Annotated in this window: 18 protein-coding genes; 7 read left to right on the top strand and 11 right to left on the bottom strand. The window is 69.1% G+C overall.

Translation table 11 applies throughout. The features are described from left to right. Nucleotides 1-65: 65 nt before the first annotated feature. Complete coding sequence (locus ASF60_RS21085) at nt 66-932, top strand: NAD(P)-dependent oxidoreductase (RefSeq protein WP_056190089.1); 867 nt, start codon at nt 66-68, stop codon at nt 930-932. Here the strand turns inward: ASF60_RS21085 and miaA are convergent. Continuing rightward, entirely contained in the window at nt 910-1,872 is a 963-nt protein-coding gene (gene miaA, locus ASF60_RS21080; RefSeq protein WP_244478535.1) for a tRNA (adenosine(37)-N6)-dimethylallyltransferase MiaA, read from the bottom strand. The genes ASF60_RS21085 and miaA overlap by 23 nt on opposite strands. 19 nt (nt 1,873-1,891) lie before the next feature. Between miaA and serB the strand changes: the two genes are divergently transcribed. After that, complete coding sequence (serB, locus tag ASF60_RS21075) at nt 1,892-2,788, top strand: phosphoserine phosphatase SerB (protein ID WP_056189844.1); 897 nt, start codon at nt 1,892-1,894, stop codon at nt 2,786-2,788. 174 nt (nt 2,789-2,962) lie between these two features. Here serB and ASF60_RS21070 read toward each other — a convergent pair whose 3' ends face one another. The 6 genes from ASF60_RS21070 to ASF60_RS24105 all read right to left on the bottom strand — a co-directional run bounded on the left by ASF60_RS21070 (nt 2,963) and on the right by ASF60_RS24105 (nt 9,289). Next, nucleotides 2,963-4,504, bottom strand: a complete 1,542-nt coding sequence (locus ASF60_RS21070) for a DegQ family serine endoprotease (protein WP_056189840.1) — start codon at nt 4,502-4,504, stop codon at nt 2,963-2,965. Between the two features lie 134 nt (nt 4,505-4,638). Next, a complete protein-coding gene (gene hflC / locus ASF60_RS21065) occupies nt 4,639-5,601 on the bottom strand; it encodes a protease modulator HflC (RefSeq protein WP_056189839.1) in 963 nt (320 codons plus the stop codon). After that, nucleotides 5,598-6,770 (bottom strand): FtsH protease activity modulator HflK, encoded by a 1,173-nt coding sequence (gene hflK, locus ASF60_RS21060; RefSeq protein WP_056189837.1) that lies wholly within the window; start codon nt 6,768-6,770, stop codon nt 5,598-5,600. The genes hflC and hflK overlap by 4 nt, the downstream gene beginning before the upstream one ends. 275 nt (nt 6,771-7,045) lie before the next feature. Then, nucleotides 7,046-7,543 carry a dihydrofolate reductase gene (locus tag ASF60_RS21055; RefSeq protein WP_056189834.1) on the bottom strand — a complete coding sequence of 166 codons (498 nt, stop codon included), beginning with the start codon at nt 7,541-7,543 and terminating at the stop codon, nt 7,046-7,048. Next, nucleotides 7,543-8,337 (bottom strand): thymidylate synthase, encoded by a 795-nt coding sequence (locus ASF60_RS21050; protein ID WP_056189831.1) that lies wholly within the window; start codon nt 8,335-8,337, stop codon nt 7,543-7,545. Before ASF60_RS21050 ends, ASF60_RS21055 begins: the two co-directional genes overlap by 1 nt. 94 nt (nt 8,338-8,431) lie before the next feature. Beyond that, nucleotides 8,432-9,289, bottom strand: coding sequence for a CPBP family intramembrane glutamic endopeptidase (locus ASF60_RS24105; protein WP_244478534.1), 858 nt, complete (start codon nt 9,287-9,289; stop codon nt 8,432-8,434). A 386-nt stretch (nt 9,290-9,675) separates the two neighbouring features. On the opposite strand from ASF60_RS24105, the gene ASF60_RS21040 reads away from it, so the two are divergent. Continuing rightward, nucleotides 9,676-10,341: an SspB family protein gene (locus ASF60_RS21040; RefSeq protein WP_056189828.1), complete on the top strand. Its 666-nt coding sequence runs from the start codon at nt 9,676-9,678 to the stop codon at nt 10,339-10,341. Between the two features lie 210 nt (nt 10,342-10,551). On the opposite strand, the gene ASF60_RS21035 is transcribed toward ASF60_RS21040, so the two are convergent. After that, nucleotides 10,552-11,925 (bottom strand): cytochrome P450, encoded by a 1,374-nt coding sequence (locus ASF60_RS21035; protein WP_056190082.1) that lies wholly within the window; start codon nt 11,923-11,925, stop codon nt 10,552-10,554. Nucleotides 11,926-12,231: 306 nt separating this feature from the next. Between ASF60_RS21035 and fumC the strand changes: the two genes are divergently transcribed. The 3 genes from fumC (at nt 12,232) to ASF60_RS21020 (ending at nt 14,469) form a co-directional block, all read left to right on the top strand. Then, nucleotides 12,232-13,644: a class II fumarate hydratase gene (gene fumC, locus ASF60_RS21030; RefSeq protein WP_056189826.1), complete on the top strand. Its 1,413-nt coding sequence runs from the start codon at nt 12,232-12,234 to the stop codon at nt 13,642-13,644. Between the two features lie 14 nt (nt 13,645-13,658). Then, the gene (locus ASF60_RS21025) at nt 13,659-13,850 is read left to right on the top strand and encodes a DUF4169 family protein (RefSeq protein ID WP_056190080.1); all 192 of its coding nucleotides are present in this window, start codon (nt 13,659-13,661) and stop codon (nt 13,848-13,850) included. A 400-nt stretch (nt 13,851-14,250) separates the two neighbouring features. Continuing rightward, nucleotides 14,251-14,469 carry a ribbon-helix-helix domain-containing protein gene (locus tag ASF60_RS21020; protein ID WP_056189823.1) on the top strand — a complete coding sequence of 73 codons (219 nt, stop codon included), beginning with the start codon at nt 14,251-14,253 and terminating at the stop codon, nt 14,467-14,469. Here ASF60_RS21020 and ASF60_RS21015 read toward each other — a convergent pair. Continuing rightward, on the bottom strand, nt 14,419-15,207 hold the full coding sequence (locus tag ASF60_RS21015; protein ID WP_244478533.1) for a helix-turn-helix domain-containing protein: 789 nt from the start codon (nt 15,205-15,207) through the stop codon (nt 14,419-14,421). The two genes, ASF60_RS21020 and ASF60_RS21015, sit on opposite strands and share 51 nt — an antisense overlap. A gap of 164 nt (nt 15,208-15,371) precedes the next feature. On the opposite strand from ASF60_RS21015, the gene ASF60_RS21010 reads away from it, so the two are divergent. Beyond that, nucleotides 15,372-16,343, top strand: coding sequence for an MBL fold metallo-hydrolase (locus tag ASF60_RS21010; protein WP_082508119.1), 972 nt, complete (start codon nt 15,372-15,374; stop codon nt 16,341-16,343). 5 nt (nt 16,344-16,348) lie between these two features. On the opposite strand, the gene ASF60_RS21005 is transcribed toward ASF60_RS21010, so the two are convergent. Together ASF60_RS21005 and ASF60_RS21000 are read right to left on the bottom strand one after the other, a co-directional pair. Beyond that, the gene (locus ASF60_RS21005) at nt 16,349-17,731 is read right to left on the bottom strand and encodes a heterodisulfide reductase-related iron-sulfur binding cluster (RefSeq protein WP_056189818.1); all 1,383 of its coding nucleotides are present in this window, start codon (nt 17,729-17,731) and stop codon (nt 16,349-16,351) included. A gap of 144 nt (nt 17,732-17,875) precedes the next feature. Beyond that, a complete protein-coding gene (locus tag ASF60_RS21000; RefSeq protein WP_056189815.1) occupies nt 17,876-19,063 on the bottom strand; it encodes an FAD-binding protein in 1,188 nt (395 codons plus the stop codon). Nucleotides 19,064-19,123 lie beyond the last annotated feature (60 nt).

Here is a 19,123-nt window from a genome sequence, read left to right as displayed (position 1 = left end):
CGTTTGACGCTCGCCAGCATCGCTCCTAGACCCCGATCGTATTCAGGATACGAACGGGGATGATGATGGCGAAGGTCGCGTTTCTGGGGCTCGGCGTGATGGGCGGCCCGATGGCCCGCCACCTCGCCGCCAAGGGCCACGAGGTCACGGTCTACAACCGCACCACCGCCAAGGCCGAGGCCTGGGTCGCCGCGCAGGGCGGCGCCTTCGCCGCGACCCCGCGCAAGGCCGCCCAAGGCAAGGCCATCGTGTTCGCCTGCGTCGGCAACGACGCCGATCTGCGCAGCGTCACCCTCGGCGACGATGGCGCCTTCGCCGGCATGGAACCGGGCGCGATCTTCGTCGACCACACCACCGCCTCGGCCGAGGTCGCCCGCGAACTCGCCGATGCCGCCAAGACCGCCGGCCTCGGCTTCATCGATGCGCCCGTCTCGGGCGGACAGGCCGGGGCCGAGAACGCGGCGCTCACCGTGATGTGCGGCGGCGAGCCTGAGACCTACGCGAAGGTCGAATCCGCGATCCTGTGCTTTGCCCGCGCCAGCCGCCTGATGGGTCCGTCGGGCTCCGGCCAGCTCACCAAGATGGTCAACCAGATCGCCATCGCGGGCCTCGTCCAGGGCCTGTCCGAGGCGGTGCACTTCGCCAAGCGGGCGGACCTCGATGTCGAGGCCGTGCTGGAGGTCATATCGAAAGGCGCCGCCGGCTCCTGGCAGATGGAGAACCGCGGCAAGACCATGAACGCGGGCACGTTCGATTTCGGCTTCGCCGTCGACTGGATGCGCAAGGACCTCGGCATCCTGCTCGCCGAAGCCCGCCGCAACGGCGCGCAATTGCCCGTCACCGCCCTCGTCGACCAGTTCTACGCCGACGTGCAGGCCATGGGGGGCAATCGCTGGGACACTTCGTCCCTCATCGCACGCCTGGAGACGTGAGCAGCGCCCGCGCCCGCCCGAGGGCCTCCTCGGGTGGGGTCCAGAGCCAGTCGGCCCCCATCTGGTGGCGGAACCAGGTGAACTGCCGCTTGGCATAGCGCCGGGTGTCGCCCTGCCCGCGCCGGATCGCCTCCTCACGAATCAGCACGCCGTCGAGATGGGCGATCAGGCCCGGCACGCCGTGGGCGCGCATGATCGGCAGCATCGGGTCGAGGCGGCGGTCGCGCAGGGCCGCGACCTCGTCGAGCGCCCCCCCGGCGATCATCGCCTCGAACCGCCTATCGATGGCTCGCCGCAGGGTCTCGCGCTCGGGCGCCAGGAACAGCTTGAGCAGGGGCAGGCCGGCGAGCGGTCCGGGTTGGCGTGCCCCGTGAAAATCGGCGATGGGCCGGCCGGTGGCCGCGAAGACCTCCAGGGCGCGCATCACCCGCGCCCGGTCGCTGGGGCGAAGCCCGAGCGCGCCGGCCGGATCGCAGAGCGCGAGTTCGGCATGCAGGTCTTCGGTCGCCCGTCCCTCGGCCCGGGCCCGCACGGCCGACCGGACCGCATCCGGCACCGGAGGCAGCTCGGACAGCCCCTCCTCCAGCGCCCGGAAGTACAGGCCGGTGCCGCCGACGAAGACCGGCAGGCGGCCCTCGCCGCGCAGCGATTTGATCAGCGGCTCGGCCTCGCGGGCGAAGTGTCCGGCCGAGTAATTCACCGCTCCGTCGACGTGGCCGTAGAGCCGGTGCGGGGCCAGCGCTTCCTCCTCCGCGCTCGGGCGGGCGGACAGGCGGCGCAGATCGGCATAGACCTGCATCGAGTCGGTGTTGATCACCACCCCGTCGAGATCGCGCGCGAGCGCCAGCGCCAGGCCCGACTTGCCCGAGGCGGTCGGCCCTGCGATGAGGATCGCCGCCGGCAGAACCTGCGCGTGTGGGCGTTGTAGGACCGGCGACACTGGCGTGGAAAGCTCCCGGATGACCCTCGTCGCGATCCTGATAGCAAACGAGAGCCGCCCCGCCATCACCGATGCGGTGCTGGCCGAGACCCGCGCGGTGATGCGCACCGAACATCAGCCCCGCATCCTGCACGGCGAGGTCGCCGCCGAGGTGCTGCTGCCGGGCGCGCCCGCCGATGCGCCGGCCCTGGCCCGGCGCCTGCGCGCGGCCCTGGCCTCCGAGCCGATCGACGTGGCGGTGATCGAGGCCGGCCCGCACCGGCGCAAGCGCCTGTTCCTGGCCGACATGGATTCGACCATGATCGAGCAGGAATGCATCGACGAACTCGCCGAGACCATCGGCCTCAAGGATCGCGTCGCGGCGATCACCGAGCGGGCGATGCAGGGTGAGATCGCGTTCGGCCCGGCCCTGCGCGAGCGGGTCGCGCTCCTGCGCGACGTGCCCGTGGGCCGGATCGATGCGCTGATCGCCGAGCGCATCACCCTCACGCCCGGCGGCCGCACGCTGGTGCAGACCATGAAGGCGCACGGCACCCACACCTGCCTGATCTCGGGCGGCTTCACCCTGTTCACCGGACCGGTCTCTGCGCAGATCGGGTTCGACGAGGCCCACGCCACCACCCTCGGCGTACGGGACGGGCACCTCACCGGCGAGGTGATCGAGCCGATCGTCGACAAGGAGACGAAGCGTGCGACGCTGATCAACCTTCGCACGCGCTTCGGTCTCGATCGGTCCGAGACCCTTGCGGTGGGCGACGGCGCCAACGACCTCGACATGCTGCAAGAGGCGGGCCTCGGCGTCGCCTTCCGGGCCAAGCCGAAGGTGGCCGGCGCCGCCCAGGTCCGCATCGACCACGGCGACCTGACGGCGCTGCTGTATCTGCAGGGCTATGCGTCGGCCGAGTTCGTGGGCTGAGCGCAGCGGGCACCGCTCCGTCATTCCGGGGTCGCCTTCGGCGCCCCGGAATGACGGTGTAATGCCATCGACAATCGCCCTTCCCCTAACAGGGAGGGGAAGCGCTCCCCTGGACAAGACAAAACCGCCGCCCTCTCGGGCGGCGGCTTGGTATCCACAGAGTCGTTTCGACGATCAGTCGATCCCAAGCGCCACGAAGCGGACGTCACCGCTCGCGCTGGCGACCAGGAGCAGGACGGACTTGCGGCCATCCTTCTTGAGCTGGTCGATGCGCTTGGTCACGTCGGCTGGGGCGCTGACCGCCTCCTGGCCGACCTCGACGATGACTTCGCCGGGCTTGATCTGCTTGTCGGCCGCCGTCGAGTTCGGGTCGACGCGGGTGACGAGCACGCCCTTCAGGCTGTCCTTCAGGCTGAAGCGCTTGCGCGCCTCGTCGGTGATGCCGGACAGGTTGAGCCCGAGCACCTGACGGACGGCGCTCTCCGCCTCGGGCTGCTTGACGCTGGCGAGCGTCGGCTTCTCCGTATCCTCCAGGCGGCCCAGGGTGACGGACTTCGTCGTCTCGGCGCCCTTGCGGATGACCAGCACGTCCACCGTCTTGCCGACCGGCGTCGAGGCGACGATGCGCGGCAGGTCGCTCGACGACTTCACGGCCGTGCCGTTGAACTTGACGATGACGTCGCCGATCTCGAGACCCGCCGCCTTGGCGGGGCCCTTCTCGTCGACGCCGGCCACGAGCGCGCCTTTGACGCCGTCCTTCATGTCGAGGGCCTCGGCCGTCGTCTCGTCAACGTTTTGGATACGGACGCCGAGCCAGCCGCGACGGACCTCCCCGAACTCCCGCAGCTGGTCGATGACCTGCGCGGCGTTGTTCGAGGGCACCGCGAAGCCGATCCCGACCGAGCCGCCGGTGGGCGACAGGATGGCGGTGTTGATGCCGATGACTTCACCGTTCATGTTGAACAGCGGTCCGCCGGAATTGCCCTTGTTGATGGCCGCATCCGTCTGGATGTAGTTGTCGTACGGGCCGGATTCGATGTTGCGGCCGCGCGCCGAGACGATGCCGGCCGAGACCGAGCCACCGAGGCCGAACGGGTTGCCGATGGCGATGACCCAGTCGCCCGGGCGCATCTTCTCCGAATCACCGAACGGGACCGCCTTCAGGGGCTTGTTCGGCTCCGGCTTCACCCGCAGCACCGCCAGATCGATCTTGGCATCCTTGCCGATGATCTCGGCCTTCAGCTTGGTGCCGTTGTGGAGGATGACCTGGATGTCGTTGGCGTCGCCGATGACGTGGTTGTTGGTCACCACGATGCCGGAGGCATCGATGATGAAGCCCGAGCCGAGGGAATTCGACTTGCGCTGCTGCGGCTTCGGCCGGTCGGCCTCGCTGCGGTCGCCGCCGCCGCCACGCTGACCGCGCTTGTTGAAGAATTCCTCGAACAGGTCCTCGAACGGCGTGCCCTGCGGCAGCTGGGGACCCGAGCGGGTGTTGGGTCGGGCGTCGACGGTGGTCGAGGCCGAGATGTTCACCACCGCGTCGGTGACCTGATCGGCGAGATCGGCCAGCGATTCCGGTCCCTTGGCGTAGGCGGGGGCGGCGAGGCCCATGACCGAGACGGAGGTCGCCAGCGTGGCGGCCATCAGGACCGAGCGCAGGCTGCGGTGGAGCGCTCGGGAACGGGGCGCCCGGACGGCGCTCGCAACGGGGACCATGGTCGACCTCATCTCTCTCGGGACGTTCTTAGATCGTCCCCACCGTCCGCCGATCAAGAGTCCGGCGGCGGACCAAAGGCCGCCGCCGGACATGTCGCACCAGGGGTCGTTTCGGCAGGATCACTCCACCCACTTCAGCGGGTGGCGCCCGTCGAACCGGTGGTACCGGGCTCGGCCGGAGCGCGGGTGCGCGCCGCCGGGCTCGCCGGGGTCCTGCCCTGCGGATCGCTGAAGTAGCGGAAGAAGTCCGAGGACGGGCTGATCACCAATCGGGTGTCGGAGCCCTTCAGACCGGTCTCGTAGGCCTGCATGGAGCGGAAGAAGCTGAAGAAATCCGCGTCCTTGCCGTAGGCTTCCGCCAGGATGCGGTTCTTGTCGGCGTCGCCCTGACCACGCAGGGTCTCGGCAGTCTGGTTGGCCTCCGAGAGCAGCACCGTCACGTCACGGTCGGCCTTGGCCTTGATGGTGACCGCCGCCTGCTCGCCGGTGGCGCGGATGTCGGCCGCCTCGCGCTGGCGCTCCGTCGTCATGCGCTTGTAGACCGCCGAGCTGTTCTGAGCCGGCAGATCGACGCGGGTCATGCGCAGATCGACGATCTCGACGCCGAGTTCCTTCGCCTGCCGGTTCACGTCGGCCTGGATCTGGTTCATCAGCTCGGCGCGCTGCGTCCGCACGATGGCGTCACGGGTGGAGCGGGCGAGCAGGTTGCGCAGGGCCGAGTTGGTGAAGCTCGCCAGCAGGGTGTTGGCGCGGGCGATGTTGTTGGCCGACTGGTAGAACTTCAGCGGATCGATGATCCGGTAGCGCGCGAAGGCGTCCACCTCGAGGTTCTGGCGGTCGGTGGTGAGCAGGGTCTGGACCGGCAGATCGAGGTCGAGCACCCGCTTGTCGAACAGCACCACGTTCTCGAAGAACGGAAGCTTGAAGTAGAGGCCGGGCTTGTCGGTGCCGGTCTGGTTCAGGACGGCGCGGACGCCGCCGAAGCGCAGCACCAGGGCCTGCTGCATCTGGCCGACGGTGAAGACCGACGCGTAGAGGCCGACCACCAGGGCGGCGGCGGCGATCATCAGGCCGGTGCGGAGGGTCTGATTGTTCATCGGGCCACTCCACCGGCAGCGTTGCGGGGACCGAACTCGGTCAGCGGAAGCACCGGCAGGACGCCGGCGGCGCTGGCGCCCGTACCGGCGCCGGCCCCGTTCTGATCGATGATCACCTTGTTGACCGAGCCCAGGACCCGCTCCATCGTTTCGAGGAAGATGCGCTCGCGGCTGATCACCGGGGCGACCTTGTAGGACTCGTAGACCTGCGTGAAGCGGGCGGCCTGACCGGTCGCGTCGGCGGTCGACTGCGTCTTGTAGGCTTCCGCCGCCTGGATGATCTTCTGCGCCTCACCCTTGGCGAGCGGCACCTTCTGGCTCTCGTAGGTCCGCGCGTCGTTCTTGGCGCGCTCGGCATCCTGCTGCGCCGCGTTCACGTCGAAGAAGGCGGGCCGCACTTCCGGCGGAGGCTGGACACTGACGAGCTGGACGAGTTCGATGCGTACGCCGGCGCCGTATTCGTCGAGGGCCTTCTGGGTGATCTCCCGGACCTCCTGGGCGACGCTCGACTGTTCGTTGGTCAGGATCGGCTGGATGTTGCGCCGGCCGACGACCTCGCGCATCGCGCTCTCGGCGATGGCCTTGATCGTGCCCTCGGGGTTCTCGAGGTTGAAGACGAAGTCGGACGCCTTCAGGGGGTTGATCCGCCACTGCACTTCGAAGTCGAGGTCGACGATGTTCTCGTCACCCGTGAGCATCAGGCTCTCCTCGGGCTTGTCGACGGTGCGGGTCTGATTGCCGAAGCCGGCGCGGTAGCCAATCTGCACGCTGTTGACCTGACCGACATTAGGCTTGGTCACGGCGCCGATCGGGGCCGGGAAGTTGTAGTTCAGGCCCTGGCCGGTGGTGCTGAGATAGCGACCGAACACCGTCTCGATGCCGACCTGCTGCGGTGCCACGGTGTAGAACCCGGTGAGAAGCCAGCCCGCGACCAGGAGGCCGCCGATCACCAGCAGGCCGCGCCCGCCACCGAAGGACCCGCCGGGGAGCACGCCGCGCAGCCGGTCCTGGCTGCGGCGCAGCAGGTCCTCGAGGTCGGGTGGGGTCTTGCCGCCACCGCCGCCGCCATTCCCCCACGGGCCACCCCCGCCGCCATTGCCGCCGCCGCCTCGGCCCCAGGGCCCTCCCCCGTTGCCGCTACCGCCGCCGCTCTGATTGCTCCAAGGCATGCTCGCCGATCTCTCCTGTTCCAGCAGCGTCTGCGCCGCGCACGAAGCCCACCCGCGCTCTCCGTCCCGGCCTCCTCAGGAGGCGGGCCGGATCTCCCCCGCGTGGACAAGAGTATTGATCTCGTCGTGACCCGACCCTGGCACCTGCCTGGGCGCACCGAATCCTGTCAAGATTGCCACTTGGGCATCGGACCGCCGAAAGACAACCGCATGGGAACCCGATGCGCAATGGGTCGCGCCGGAATGGTTTACGGGACCGGCCCGGGTCGCGTCCCTCACCCGGCTCGCTCCAGATCGACGAAGCTGAAGCCGCAGGCGTCATGCTCCCCCGGCGGATGGGCCTCGCGGTGGGTCTCGCGATAGCGCGCGCGATCGAAGGTCGGGAACACCGTATCGCCCTCCGGCGCCAGATCGACCTCGGTGAGGTGGATGCGGTCGGCATGCGGCAGCGCCAGCGCGTAGATCTCGCCGCCGCCGGCCACCATCAGCTCGTCCGCGCCCTCGGCCGCCGCGAGCGCGCCCGTCCAGTCATGGGCGACGGCGACGTCCGGCGCCGCGAAGCCGGTATCCCGGGTCAGCACGATGGTGCGCCGCCCGGGCAATGGACGACCGATCGACGCGAAGGTCTTGCGCCCCATCAGGAGGGGCTTGCCCATGGTCAGGGCCTTGAACCGGCGCAGGTCGCTGCGCAGGCGCCAGATCAGGTCGTTGTCGCGGCCGATGATGCCGTTGCGGGCGACCGCCGCGATGAGGGTGATGCGGGGCGCGGCCATCAGACCGCCACCGGAGCGCGGATGGCGGCATGCGGCGCATAGCCCTCCACGGCGATGTCCTCGAAGCGGAAATCGGACAGCGCGGTCACGGCGGGGTTGAGTACGAGCCGGGGCAGCGGGCGATGCTCGCGCGTGAGCTGCAGCCGGGCCTGCTCCAGGTGGTTCACGTAGAGGTGCGCATCGCCGAGGGTGTGGATGAAATCGCCGGGGATCAACCCGGACACCTGCGCGATCATCGCGGTGAGGAGGGCGTAGCTGGCGATGTTGAAGGGCACGCCCAGGAACACGTCGGCCGAGCGCTGATAGAGCTGGCACGAGAGCCGCCCCTCCGCCACGTAGAACTGGAATAGGCAGTGGCACGGCGCCAGGGCCATCCGGTCGAGATCGGCCGGGTTCCAGGCGGAGACGATGAGGCGGCGCGAATCCGGGTTGCGGCGGATCTCGTCGAGCACCCAGGCGATCTGGTCGACGCTGCCGCCGTCGGGTTTCACCCAGGACCGCCATTGCTGGCCGTAGACCGGGCCGAGGTCGCCGTTCGCGTCGGCCCATTCATCCCAAATGCTGACGCCGTTGGCCTGGAGCGCCCGCACGTTGGTATCGCCGGTGAGGAACCACAGCAATTCGTGGATGATCGAGCGCAGGTGGAGCTGCTTCGTCGTGACCAGGGGAAAGCCCTGCCCGAGGTCGAAGCGCATCTGGTGCCCGAACACCGAGAGCGTGCCGGTGCCGGTCCGGTCGTCCTTGCGCACCCCCTCCCGGAGGATGCGTTCGAGAAGCTGGTGATAGGCGTGCATCGCGGCTCCGGGGCGGGGCGCTTGGAATACCTCGTCGCGCCGGAGCTGGCGAGATCGGCAACCGGCGCGTCAACACCTTCATGCCGGCGCCCGCTCAGCCGATGGCCGGCCCGAGCACATACAGGATCATCGCGAAGTTGCTCCAGGCGTGGAGCACGATGCCGGGCCACAGCCAGCCGCTGCGCCAGCGCACCCAGCCGAGCATCAGGGCAAGCGGGATCAGCGAGACCGGCCGGGCGAAGCCGGCGGGCGTGAGATGGGCGCCGGCGAACAGCAGCGCCGTCACCAGGATGGCGCCTGGCGGGGCGAAGTGTTCGCGCGCGCGGGCGAACAAAGCACCCCGCATCAGCAACTCCTCGGCCAGCGGCGCCAGCACCAGCACGTAGGTGAACCATAGGGCCGCCGCCCCGGCGGTCAGGCTCGGGGACAGCGCCGTGTGCCGGCCGATCGGCATCCGGAACAGCTCCGCGCTGCCGGTCACCCAGGTGATGTGGATCAGCGGCCAGGCCAGCAGGATCAGGGCGAAGCGCCCGGGCGACAGGCCGGGCGCGCCCCAGGGCGGCGGTCCCGGCGGCGCAAGCGCCAGGGTCCGGCGCCAGGCGGCGCCGTGGCGCCAGCGCACCGCCCCGACGACGAGGACGGCCAGGATCACCTGGCGGATCACGTCGAGGGCCAGCTCCCGCATGGCGACCTGTCGCGGATGCAGGCGCGGCCGCTCCCCGCCGAAGGGCGCCACGCCGTCGAGCCAGTCGCCGCCGACCCGCACGATCACCAGGGCGAGGACGCTCGCCGCCACCAGCGCGAGGCACGCCGCGAAGGCCAGACCGACGACGGCCCGCGCGCGGCCCAGAACGGTCCGGCCGGGGAACGCACGCGCCCCCGGAGGCTCGGTCGTTGCCCGGATGACATCCGCCCGCGCTTCGGGCAGCGGCGCCCCATCATCGGGCTTCAAAAGCGGCGGCACTCCCACTATAATCAAAGTGTTGGCCGAGAGGCTCGGCGAGGACGGAAATCCGGCATCGCCGGGTCGGGTTTCGCGGTCGGGCGAATGGTGCGACCGGAGGGTAACCCGGCAGCGCCTCTCCGGACCACGGGCTTTTGGACGCAAGGACCCGAGGCTCGACAGGCCGCAGGTTTTGGCGGAAGCTCGGACGCGCGGCAGATCACGGCGCAGGCCGCGATGTCCTGTTTCGTCCGGGAGAGATCCTGTCGGCCCCGAGCCGTTCAGGCGAGGTTCTGGGAGGGCCGGGCACCGGCGCTCCCCATCGATTTTCATCCGACCCGGGGCGCCCTCACGGCGCGCGACGGCGGGCAGTGACCGGGCATAAGCGACCGCAGATGGCAGACGACCTGATCCGCTACGATCTCCTGGTGCAGGACGCCCTGCGCGGCGTGGTGCGCAAGGTGCTGACCGACGCGGCCCGCGAGGGCCTCGCGGGCGAGCACCATTTCTACGTCTCGTTCCGCACCGAGGCGCCGGGCGTGCGGATGTCGCAGCGCCTGCGCGAAAAATACCCGCAGGACATGACCATCGTGCTCCAGCACCAGTTCTGGGACCTCGGCGTCAACGAGCACACCTTCGAGGTGGGCCTGTCCTTCTCGGGCGTTCCCGAGCGGCTGCTCGTGCCTTTCGACGCCCTGACGGGCTTCTTCGATCCCTCGGTGCAGTTCGGGCTGAAATTCGACCTGACCGAAGGCACGGAGGAGACGGCCGCAGAGGCGACCGACGACGAGTCGGCGGCCGACAATGGCAAGGGCGCACCGCGCGGCGCCGCCTCGGAGCCCACCGAGATGAAGCCGAAGAGCACCGGCCTCGCCACCATCGGCAGCACCGTGCCGAAGCTGATCCCGGCCGCCCCCGGCACCGCCGCGGCGACGGCCAAGGCCGATTCGGACGCGAAGCCCGCCGCCAAGAAATCCGAGGACGGCGCCAAGAAGTCCGAGGACGGCCAGGAAACCAGCGCCGAGGTCGTCAGCCTGGACGCCTTCCGCAAGAAGAGCTGACGGGACGAAAAATTTCGGGGTGAAGAGCTCCGGGATCGAGATCTCCGGGATCAAGAGGCGAGAGGCCGCCTGATCACCCCGTCATCCCGGGGGGCCGCGCAGCGGAACCCGGGATCCAGAAACACGGGTGGCCCGAGGTCTTCCTCGGTCGGCGCCCCGGACTGACAGCGCGCAAGGATCTGCGCGTGTCCCACCTCCGTCGTCCAGGCCTCACCCCCGCGGGTGCACCGTCATGTGCAGCCCGTGCTCCGGCCGCAGGGTCACGCGATGGAGCGGGGTCACCGGCGCGTGGTCGTCGGCGAGCGTAAAACGGGCGGCACGGGCGATGTGGGCCAGCACCACCACGGCTTCTTGCATCGAGAAGCTCTGGCCGATGCAGACGCGGGGACCTGCCCCGAACGGCAGGTAGGCGAAGCGCGGGATCGCCGCGCGGGCTTCGGGCAGGAAGCGCTCGGGCATGAACGCCTCCGGCTCCGGCCACAGGGTCTTGTGGCGGTGGAGCACGTAGGGCGCCACCATCACCAGGGAGCCCTTGGGGATCTTGATCCGGCCGATGCGATCCTCCGCGATGGCCTGGCGGCTCAGGAACGGCACCGGCGGAAACAACCGCATGGTCTCCTCCATCACCGCCCGGGTAAAGGGCAGCGCGTCGGCATCGAAATCCTGGTCCGCCGGGACGGCATCGACCTCCGCCTCGACCCGGGCCTGGGCGGCCGGGTCCTGCGACAGGCAGTACAGCGCCCAGGTCAGGGCGTTCGCCGTGGTCTCGTGACCGGCGGCGATGAAGGTGACGATGTTGGCCTTGACCTCCAGGTCGGTCAGCCCCCTGCCCGTCTCCGGGTCCTGCGCCTTGAGCAGCAGCGTCAGCAGGTCGTCGGGCGCCGCCCCTTTGGCGATCCAGGCGCGGCGGCGGTCGATCAGTTCATCCACCACTTCGGCGAAGAACCGGATCGCGGGGCGTGCCCGCAGGCGACCGATGCGCGGCACGAAGCCCGGCACCCCGAACACGTCGAGGGGATCGATCGGCCCGACCGATTCGAGGAAGCGGGTGATCGCCCGGCCCAGCGCATCGGGATCGCTCGCGAGGCCATGGGTGAAGATCGTCCGCTCCAGCACGTCGAGGGTGACGCGGGTCATCTCCAGGGCCACGTCGATGCGGGTACCGTCGCGGCGCGCCAGTCGACGGGCCATGCGGGCGCCGGCCGCGTTCATCGCCGCGTTGAAGCCGAGCACGTGGCGGGCGGAGAAGATCGGCGCCAGGGTGCGGCGCTGGAGCTTCCACTCGTCGCCCTCGGCGGTGAGCAATCCGTTGCCGAGCCCGGGGGCGAGGACGCGCCGCTGCAGGTCGTCCTTGCGATAATTGGCGGCGTTCTCGACGTAGAGGTAGCGGATCAGGGCCGGGTCGCTGACCACCGTGACGCGCCCGAGAGCGCCGTCGGCGGCCACCACCGGTTTCTCGAAATGGACGTCGAGCCAGGTGGTGAGAGGGTTGGCGCGCGCCGCCTTCAGGAATCCGAACAGGCCCGGCTGCTGGCGCAACGGCTTGGGCACCGCCGGCCGGAAGCGGATCGGGGCTTCTGAGATGACCGGGGCTTTGGAAGAGAGCGGAGCTTGGGAAGAGACCTGGGCTTCAGAAAAGACCTGGGCTTGGGAAGAGACCTGGGCTTGGGGGGAGACCTGGGCTTGGGGGGAGACCTGGGCTTGGGGGGAGACCTGGGCGGCGGCAGGCGACATCGAGGACAACTCCGGGCCCGGCGAAGGGCTGGCAGGGTATGGCTGGGGAGCCATGACATTTCGGCGCCGGGCACACGGCCCGCTCGCGATGCGGCATCGCGGTTTGCTGGCGTGCAGTTTAAGTAGGGTCCGGATTGATCAGACGAAGAGGCCACGATGTCGCCCACCGAGACGCCCGCCACCCGCACCGAGTCCGACACCTTCGGCCCGATCGAGGTCCCGGCGCATCGCTACTGGGGTGCGCAGACGCAGCGCTCGATCCAGAATTTCAAGATCGGCACCGAGAAGATGCCGGCGCCCCTCGTCCACGCGCTCGGCATGGTCAAGCAGGCCGCCGCCCTGGTCAACCAGGACCTCGGTGCCCTCGACCCGAAGGTGGCCCAGGCCGTCGCGGCCTCGGCGGCCGAGGTGGTCTCCGGCGAGCACGACCAGGAATTTCCCCTGGCGGTCTGGCAGACGGGGTCCGGCACCCAGTCGAACATGAATGCCAACGAGGTCATCGCCAGCCTTGCCAACGAGCTGCTCGGCGGCAAGCGCGGCGGCAAGTCGCCGGTCCATCCCAACGACCACGTCAATCGCGGCCAGTCGTCCAACGACGTGTTCCCGACCGCCATGCACATCGCGGTCTCGCGCGAGATCAACGACCGGCTGCTGCCGGCCCTGCAGCACCTGCACGACGCCCTTCAGGCGAAGTCGGAGGCGTTCGCCTCCATCGTCAAGATCGGCCGCACCCACCTGCAGGACGCGACCCCGATCTCCCTCGGCCAGGAATTTTCCGGCTACGTCGCGCAGGTGGCTCTGGGCACCGAGCGCGTGAAGGCGACGCTGCCCGGCGTGCTGGCTCTGGCCCAGGGCGGCACGGCGGTCGGCACCGGCCTCAACGCGCATCCCGACTTCGCCGAGAAGTTCGCCGCGAAAGTCGCCGAGCTGACCGGCCTGCCCTTCACCTCGGCCGCCAACAAGTTCGAGGCCCTGGCGACCCACGACGCCCTGGTGTTCACCCAAGGGGCGCTCACGGCCCTGGCCTCGGGCCTGTTCAAGATCGCACAGGACATCCGCTTCCTTGGCTCCGGCCCGCGCTCGGGCCTCGGCGAGCTGTCGCTGCCAGAGAACGAGCCGGGTTCGTCGATCATGCCCGGCAAGGTCAACCCGACCCAGTGCGAGGCCCTGACGATGGTCTGCGCCCAGGTGATCGGCAACGGCACCACCGTGAGCTTCGCCGGCAGCCAGGGCAATTTCGAGCTGAACGTGTTCAAGCCCGTCATCGCCAACGCGGTGCTGCAGTCGATCCGCATCCTCGCCGACGCGGCGGTGAGCTTCACCGACAATTGCGTCGTCGGCATCAAGGCCAACGAGGACAAGATCGCCGACCTGATGAGCCGCTCGCTGATGCTGGTCACGGCGCTCGCGCCCTCGATCGGCTATGACAAGGCGGCCGAGATCGCCAAGACCGCGCACAAGAACGGCACCACCCTGAAGGAGGAGGCCCTGCGCCTCGGCTACGTCACGGCGGAGGCGTTCGAGCGCGTGGTGCGCCCCGAGACGATGCTGGCGCCCAGCGCCGAATGAGGGAGACCACCGGCATGGCGGAGATCATCAACCTGCGCCAGGCCCGCAAGGACCGGGCGCGGGGGGAACGGGCGGCGAAAGCGGCGGACAATCGCATCGCCTTCGGTCGCCCGAAGAAGGCCAAGACCCTGGCCGAGGCCAAGAAGGCCATCGAGGTCTCGCGCCACGAGGGGCACAAATTGGTGGGGCCGGATTCGGAGGAGTGATGCGAGGAGAATGGTTCTCGTATTCCGCAAAGCTTCGGGATTCCACTTCGAGACAAGTGCGCGCCGCGCACCCCCACGGCGGGCCAATCCCATCGGCCCCTCTGCACGCCGAAGAACCTCGTGGAGCACCCCGTCATCCCGGGGCCGCGCAGCGGAGCCCAGGATCCAGAAACACAGGTGGTGCAGAACGTTACACCGTCGGTGGCTCTGGATTCCGGGCTCGCATACGGCGCCCCGGAATGACGGCGCGGTGCCGTCCGCGATGGCTCTGCCGTCCCTTGCTCCACACGCTTGACGGATGTTGGGTAAGCCCGAAATCAGCCGAGGAGAATGACTGGCTCTCAGGGACAAGGGGCCATTTCAGGAAGCCCGTCACACCATCAGGGAGGGTTTGCTGGCGATGACCACCGGGGTCACCAAGCGCTCCGTGATGATCGCCGGCCATCGCACCAGCGTATCCCTGGAGGACCCGTTCTGGGAGGCGCTGCGCAGGATCGCGGCCGCGCGCGACCTGTCGGTCCAGGCCCTGATTGGCACCATCGACGCCGGCCGCGACGGCCAGAACCTGTCATCGGCGATTCGGGTGTTCGTGCTGGCGAACGCGCGCGCCGGCTCCTGATGGCGGCGACGCGGTCGGCGTGCGCAGTCCCAACAAGCTGCGCGAGGCCGGAGCGCCGAAGGTCCGGCGGAAGGCGTTGGCGAAATGCGCCTGATCCGCAAAACCGGCTTCGTGGGCCGCCCCCGTGAAGTTGGCACCGCGAACGACGGCCTCGATCGCCGAGCGCATACGCAGCCAGCCGCGGTAGCGTCGGAACGGGACACCGACGGCGTCGCTGAATAGGTGTTGCATCCGGGAGGAGGACAGCGTCGCGGACGCAGCGAGCCGGCCCGCACTCATCTGCACATCCTGGCACCCGCGCAGCTCGGCGAGAATGCGGGCGATCCGCCCGTCCATCGGTCGATCGTCGCGCTTCGCGGCGAAGTCCGACAGGTCCGCGATGGCCTCGCCGGCCCAGTCGCAGGCATCGCGGCATTCGAAGAGGGCGCGCAGCGCAAAGATGTCGCCCGCCCGGGACACCAGGGCACCCTCGACTCCGTCCGCCATCTCCATCAACCCAGTCAGGACCCGCGCGCCGGCATCGGGCTCGCGGTAAAGCACGCCGATCGGGTCGCCGCCGCAATCGAGTTCATGGGCCAAGCCGGCGGGAACGAAGGCCGTTCGGCAGCTTATCCAGGCGCCGGGTTGGAAACGGATGCGGAAGGCGCCGTACAGGCCCGCGAGGTAGACCGGGGCTCCGTGCTGGTGGCTCGCATTGTAGGCGAGCCGCCCAGCGAAGAGCGTGTGCGCTCCAGCCACGTGCCAGATCGGACCGAGCGGAGCATCAGGCGCAGCACGTTCGTACAAGCTCGGCCTCCCCTCGCGGCGCTAGATCGTCGGCGTCCGGTCCCGAGACCATCCTGACGGAGCCGGGCTTCCCGGGACATCCCTCACCCGGACTTCCTCGCTAGGAACGTTCTCCCATGACCGATCTTACCCGCCGTCATCTTGCCGCAACCGCGATCGCCGGCCTGACTCTGCCGGGTCCGGCCATCGCGCAGACGCCACGGACCTGCGAGGCGGCGACCCTGAGACAGGTCCGTCTTGGCGCTTTTACCGTCACCACCCTGCTGGATGCCGACCTGATGATCGACGGTCCCTGGCCGATCGTTGGCGAGAACCGTGAAGCCTCGGACATGGCGGCGCTGATGCGCGAGAACTGCCTGCCGGAGGCGCGATTCAAGCCCGGATTCACGCCGACCCTCGTCCAGACCGGCCGCCAGACGATCCTCTTCGACACCGGGAACGGCGACGTGGGCTTCATCCCGCGTCCGGCGGGCGGACGACTCGCGCATCTTCTCGGTCAGGCTGGCCTATCCCCTGAGGCGATCGATCTCGTGGTGCTTTCGCACTGCCACACCGATCATATCGGCGGCCTCCTGGACGGAGGGAAACGGCTCTTCCCGAAGGCCGGTTACGTCGTTGGTGCGCGGGAATACGCCTTCTGGAGCGACGACACCCGCCTCGCCGCGCCGGAGGCCGGCAACGAATACAAGTCGGCCCGCGTCTTTCGCAGCCATCTGCAGCCTCTGGAAGAACGCATCCGCTTCGTAAAGCCAGGCGATTCGGTGGCGCCCGGAATCAAGGTGCTGGCGGCCTTCGGCCATACGCCGGGACATCTCGCCTTCCACGTCGAGAGCGAGGGCCAGCGGCTTCTGATCTGGGGTGACTGCGCCCATCACGAGATCGCCTCGCTGGCGCGGCCCGACTGGCATGCCCTGTTCGACATGGACAAGGCCGCGGGGGCTGCCACCCGGCGGACCATGTACAACCTGGCCGCGACGGACCGTATCCTGGTCGCCGGTTATCACACCTCGTTCCCATCGCTGGGTTACGTGATCCGCGACGGCCTCGGCTACCGGTGGATTCCGCTCACCTACCAGCTCGATGGCTGAAGCACCTATTCCGCCGCCAGCAGCGCCCGTTCGCGGATCCCCTCCAAGGCCGCCGGCTTCGGGCCGCCGGTGGCCCAGTCGAGCAGTTCCGCCGTGTGGACGATCGGGATCGCCGTGCCCTTCCCGATCTGGGTGGCGCAGCCGATGTTGCCGGTGGCGATGACGTCGGGGCGCATGCGCTCGATGTTGGCGACCTTGCGGTCGCGCAGGCGGTTCGCGATCTCGGGCTGAAGGATGTTGTAGGTTCCGGCCGAGCCGCAGCAGATATGGCCCTCGGGCACGTCCTTCACGGTGAAGCCCGCCGTCTTCAGCAGGTTCTTGGGCTCGGTGCGGATGCCCTGGCCGTGCTGCATCGAGCAGGCCGAGTGGTAGGCGACCACGAGGTCGGTCTCCACGATCGGGGGCATCAGGCCGATGGCGGCCACGTACTCCGTGACGTCCTTGGCAATCGCCGAAACCCGCTTCGCCTTTTCGGCATAGGTCGGGTCGTCGCGGAACATGAAGCCGTAATCCTTGATCGTCGTGCCGCAGCCGGAGGCGGTGACCAGGATCGCGTCGAGGCCGGCGCCGTCCATTTCGGCGATCCAGGCGTCGATGGTGCGCTTGGCCTGGGCATGCGACGCGTCGGCCTTGCCCATGTGGTGGGTCAGGGCACCGCAGCAGCCCTCCCCCGCGGCCTGGACCACCTCGACCCCGTGCCGGGTCAGAAGGCGGATCGCCGCCTCGTTGAAATCGGGGCGCAGCACGCTCTGGGCGCATCCCCGCAGCAACGCGACGCGACCTCGACGCGACGGCGTGGCATACCCATGCAACGCATCGCTGGCCTCGAGGGCTCGCGTATCGGCCGGAAAGGTGCCCGGACGGTCGGTGGGGTTGCGGTTCGGCAGTTGCGCCGGGGCGAGGTCTAGCATCGCCGCGAGGCGGTTGCCGACGCGCGGCAGGCGCGCCACCAGGGGCCGGAACGGCGCACCGATCTTCGCCCCGAGGAGCGCCAGCCGGAAGCGATTCGGATAGGGCAGGACGAAGGCCAGGACGGCCCGCAGCAGCCGGTCGCTCAGCGGACGACGATAGGTTTCCTCGATATGCGCCCGGGCATGATCGACAAGGTGCATGTAATGCACCCCCGACGGGCATGTCGTCATGCAGGACAGACAGGACAAACACCGGTCGACGTGCTTGACCACCTCCGGCACGGCCGGCTTTCCACCTTCCAGCATATCCTTGATCAGGTAGATCCGCCCCCGCGGAGAATCGAGTTCATCACCGAGCAGGAGGTAAGTCGGGCAAGTCGCGGTGCAGAACCCGCAATGGACGCAGGTCCGCAGGATCTTCTCGGACGCCGCCATGGCCGGATCGGCGAGCTGCGTCAGGCTGAAATTGGTCTGCACGGCGTGTCCTCGGATCCACCCTCGCGCCGTCGATCGGGCCGGCGTCGCAGCCCGGCCCGTGTCGGCATCGTCGTTCTTCCGGCGTCAGTTTAAAGACAATCGCGCCGGATTCCGAGCCTTGGAATCGCTCTCAACAGCGCAGCCTCAGAGGCCGGCATACATCCGACCCGGATTGAACAACCCCTGGGGATCATGCGCCGCCTTGATACCGGCGGTGATCCGCATCAGAGCCTCCGACAGCGGCTCGAATACGGCGACCGCCGCCCGGACAGCTTCCGGCGCCCGCACAAGGGTGGCGTGTCCGCCCTCGGCTCGAACGGCCGCGCGGACGATCTCCGCTCCGGCATCTCCCGCCGCGTCCGTCGCAAGCCAGATCAGGCCGCCGCCCCAGTCGTAGAACCAGCGGGCCTCACGGCGCGACGCGATCGCCGCCGTCACGGCCGGCGCATGGGTCGGGGCGGTCGCGATGCGCCAGATCGCGGCCTCGCGCGGCTCGGACAGCGCCACGACATCGCGAATCCCGGTCCATAGCTCGGCGCCTGGATCGCCCTCGACGACCTCCGGCTCGCCGAAGCGCTTGAGCAGCCTGCGCAATTCGCCGAGCCGATAGTCGATCGATTCCGAAAAACCCTCGAGTCGCATCAGCGTCCGCGCGGTTCCACCCGCGATTCCGGCGGGCAGATGGGCGGCCCCGGTCAATTCGAACGGGGAGCCGAGGGCAGCGGACAGCGCCCCGATGGCACGGACATCGTCGAGGTCCGGGAAGGCCAGGGTCGCCACCCGCTCCTGCCGCGGCAGCACCTTAAAGGTCACCTCGGTCAGCAAGCCCAGGGTTCCCCAAGACCCCGCCATCAGCTTCACGAGGTCGAGCCCGGTCACGTTCTTCATCACACGCCCGCCGGACTTGATCGCCTCGCCGCGCCCATTGATGAAGCGCACGCCGATCAAACTGTCGCGCGCCGCGCCGGCATTGATCCGCCGTGGGCCGGAATTGTTGGTGGCCGCCACGGCTCCGAAACTGGGCTCGCCGGTCGTCCCCATCAGGGTACGATGGTCCATCGGCTCGAAGGGTAGCATCTGGCCGCGCTCCGTGAGCAGGGCCTGAACCTCCGCCAGCGGCGTTCCAGCCCGGGCCGAGACGACCATCTCGGCGGGTTCGTAGAGGGTGATGCCGGAGAGACGGACGCTGGATAGCGTCACCTCGTCTTGGGCCGGGCGCCCAATTGCGCTCTTGGTCGCGCCACCGACGAGGCGAAGCCGCTCGGGACCGCTGGCCGCTGCCCGAACAACCTCGGCCGCCGCGCCCTCATCGTGAGGCTCATATGAACGCATCGATTCCTGCCCGATTCGGAGCGTTCTACGGCGCCCTCGATCCTGTCTGCCGTCGATCAC

Source organism: Methylobacterium sp. Leaf113, from assembly GCF_001423325.1.
GTDB lineage: Bacteria > Pseudomonadota > Alphaproteobacteria > Rhizobiales > Beijerinckiaceae > Methylobacterium.
Note: the sequence above shows the minus strand (reverse complement) of the source record. Positions and strands in the feature narration are given on the sequence as shown.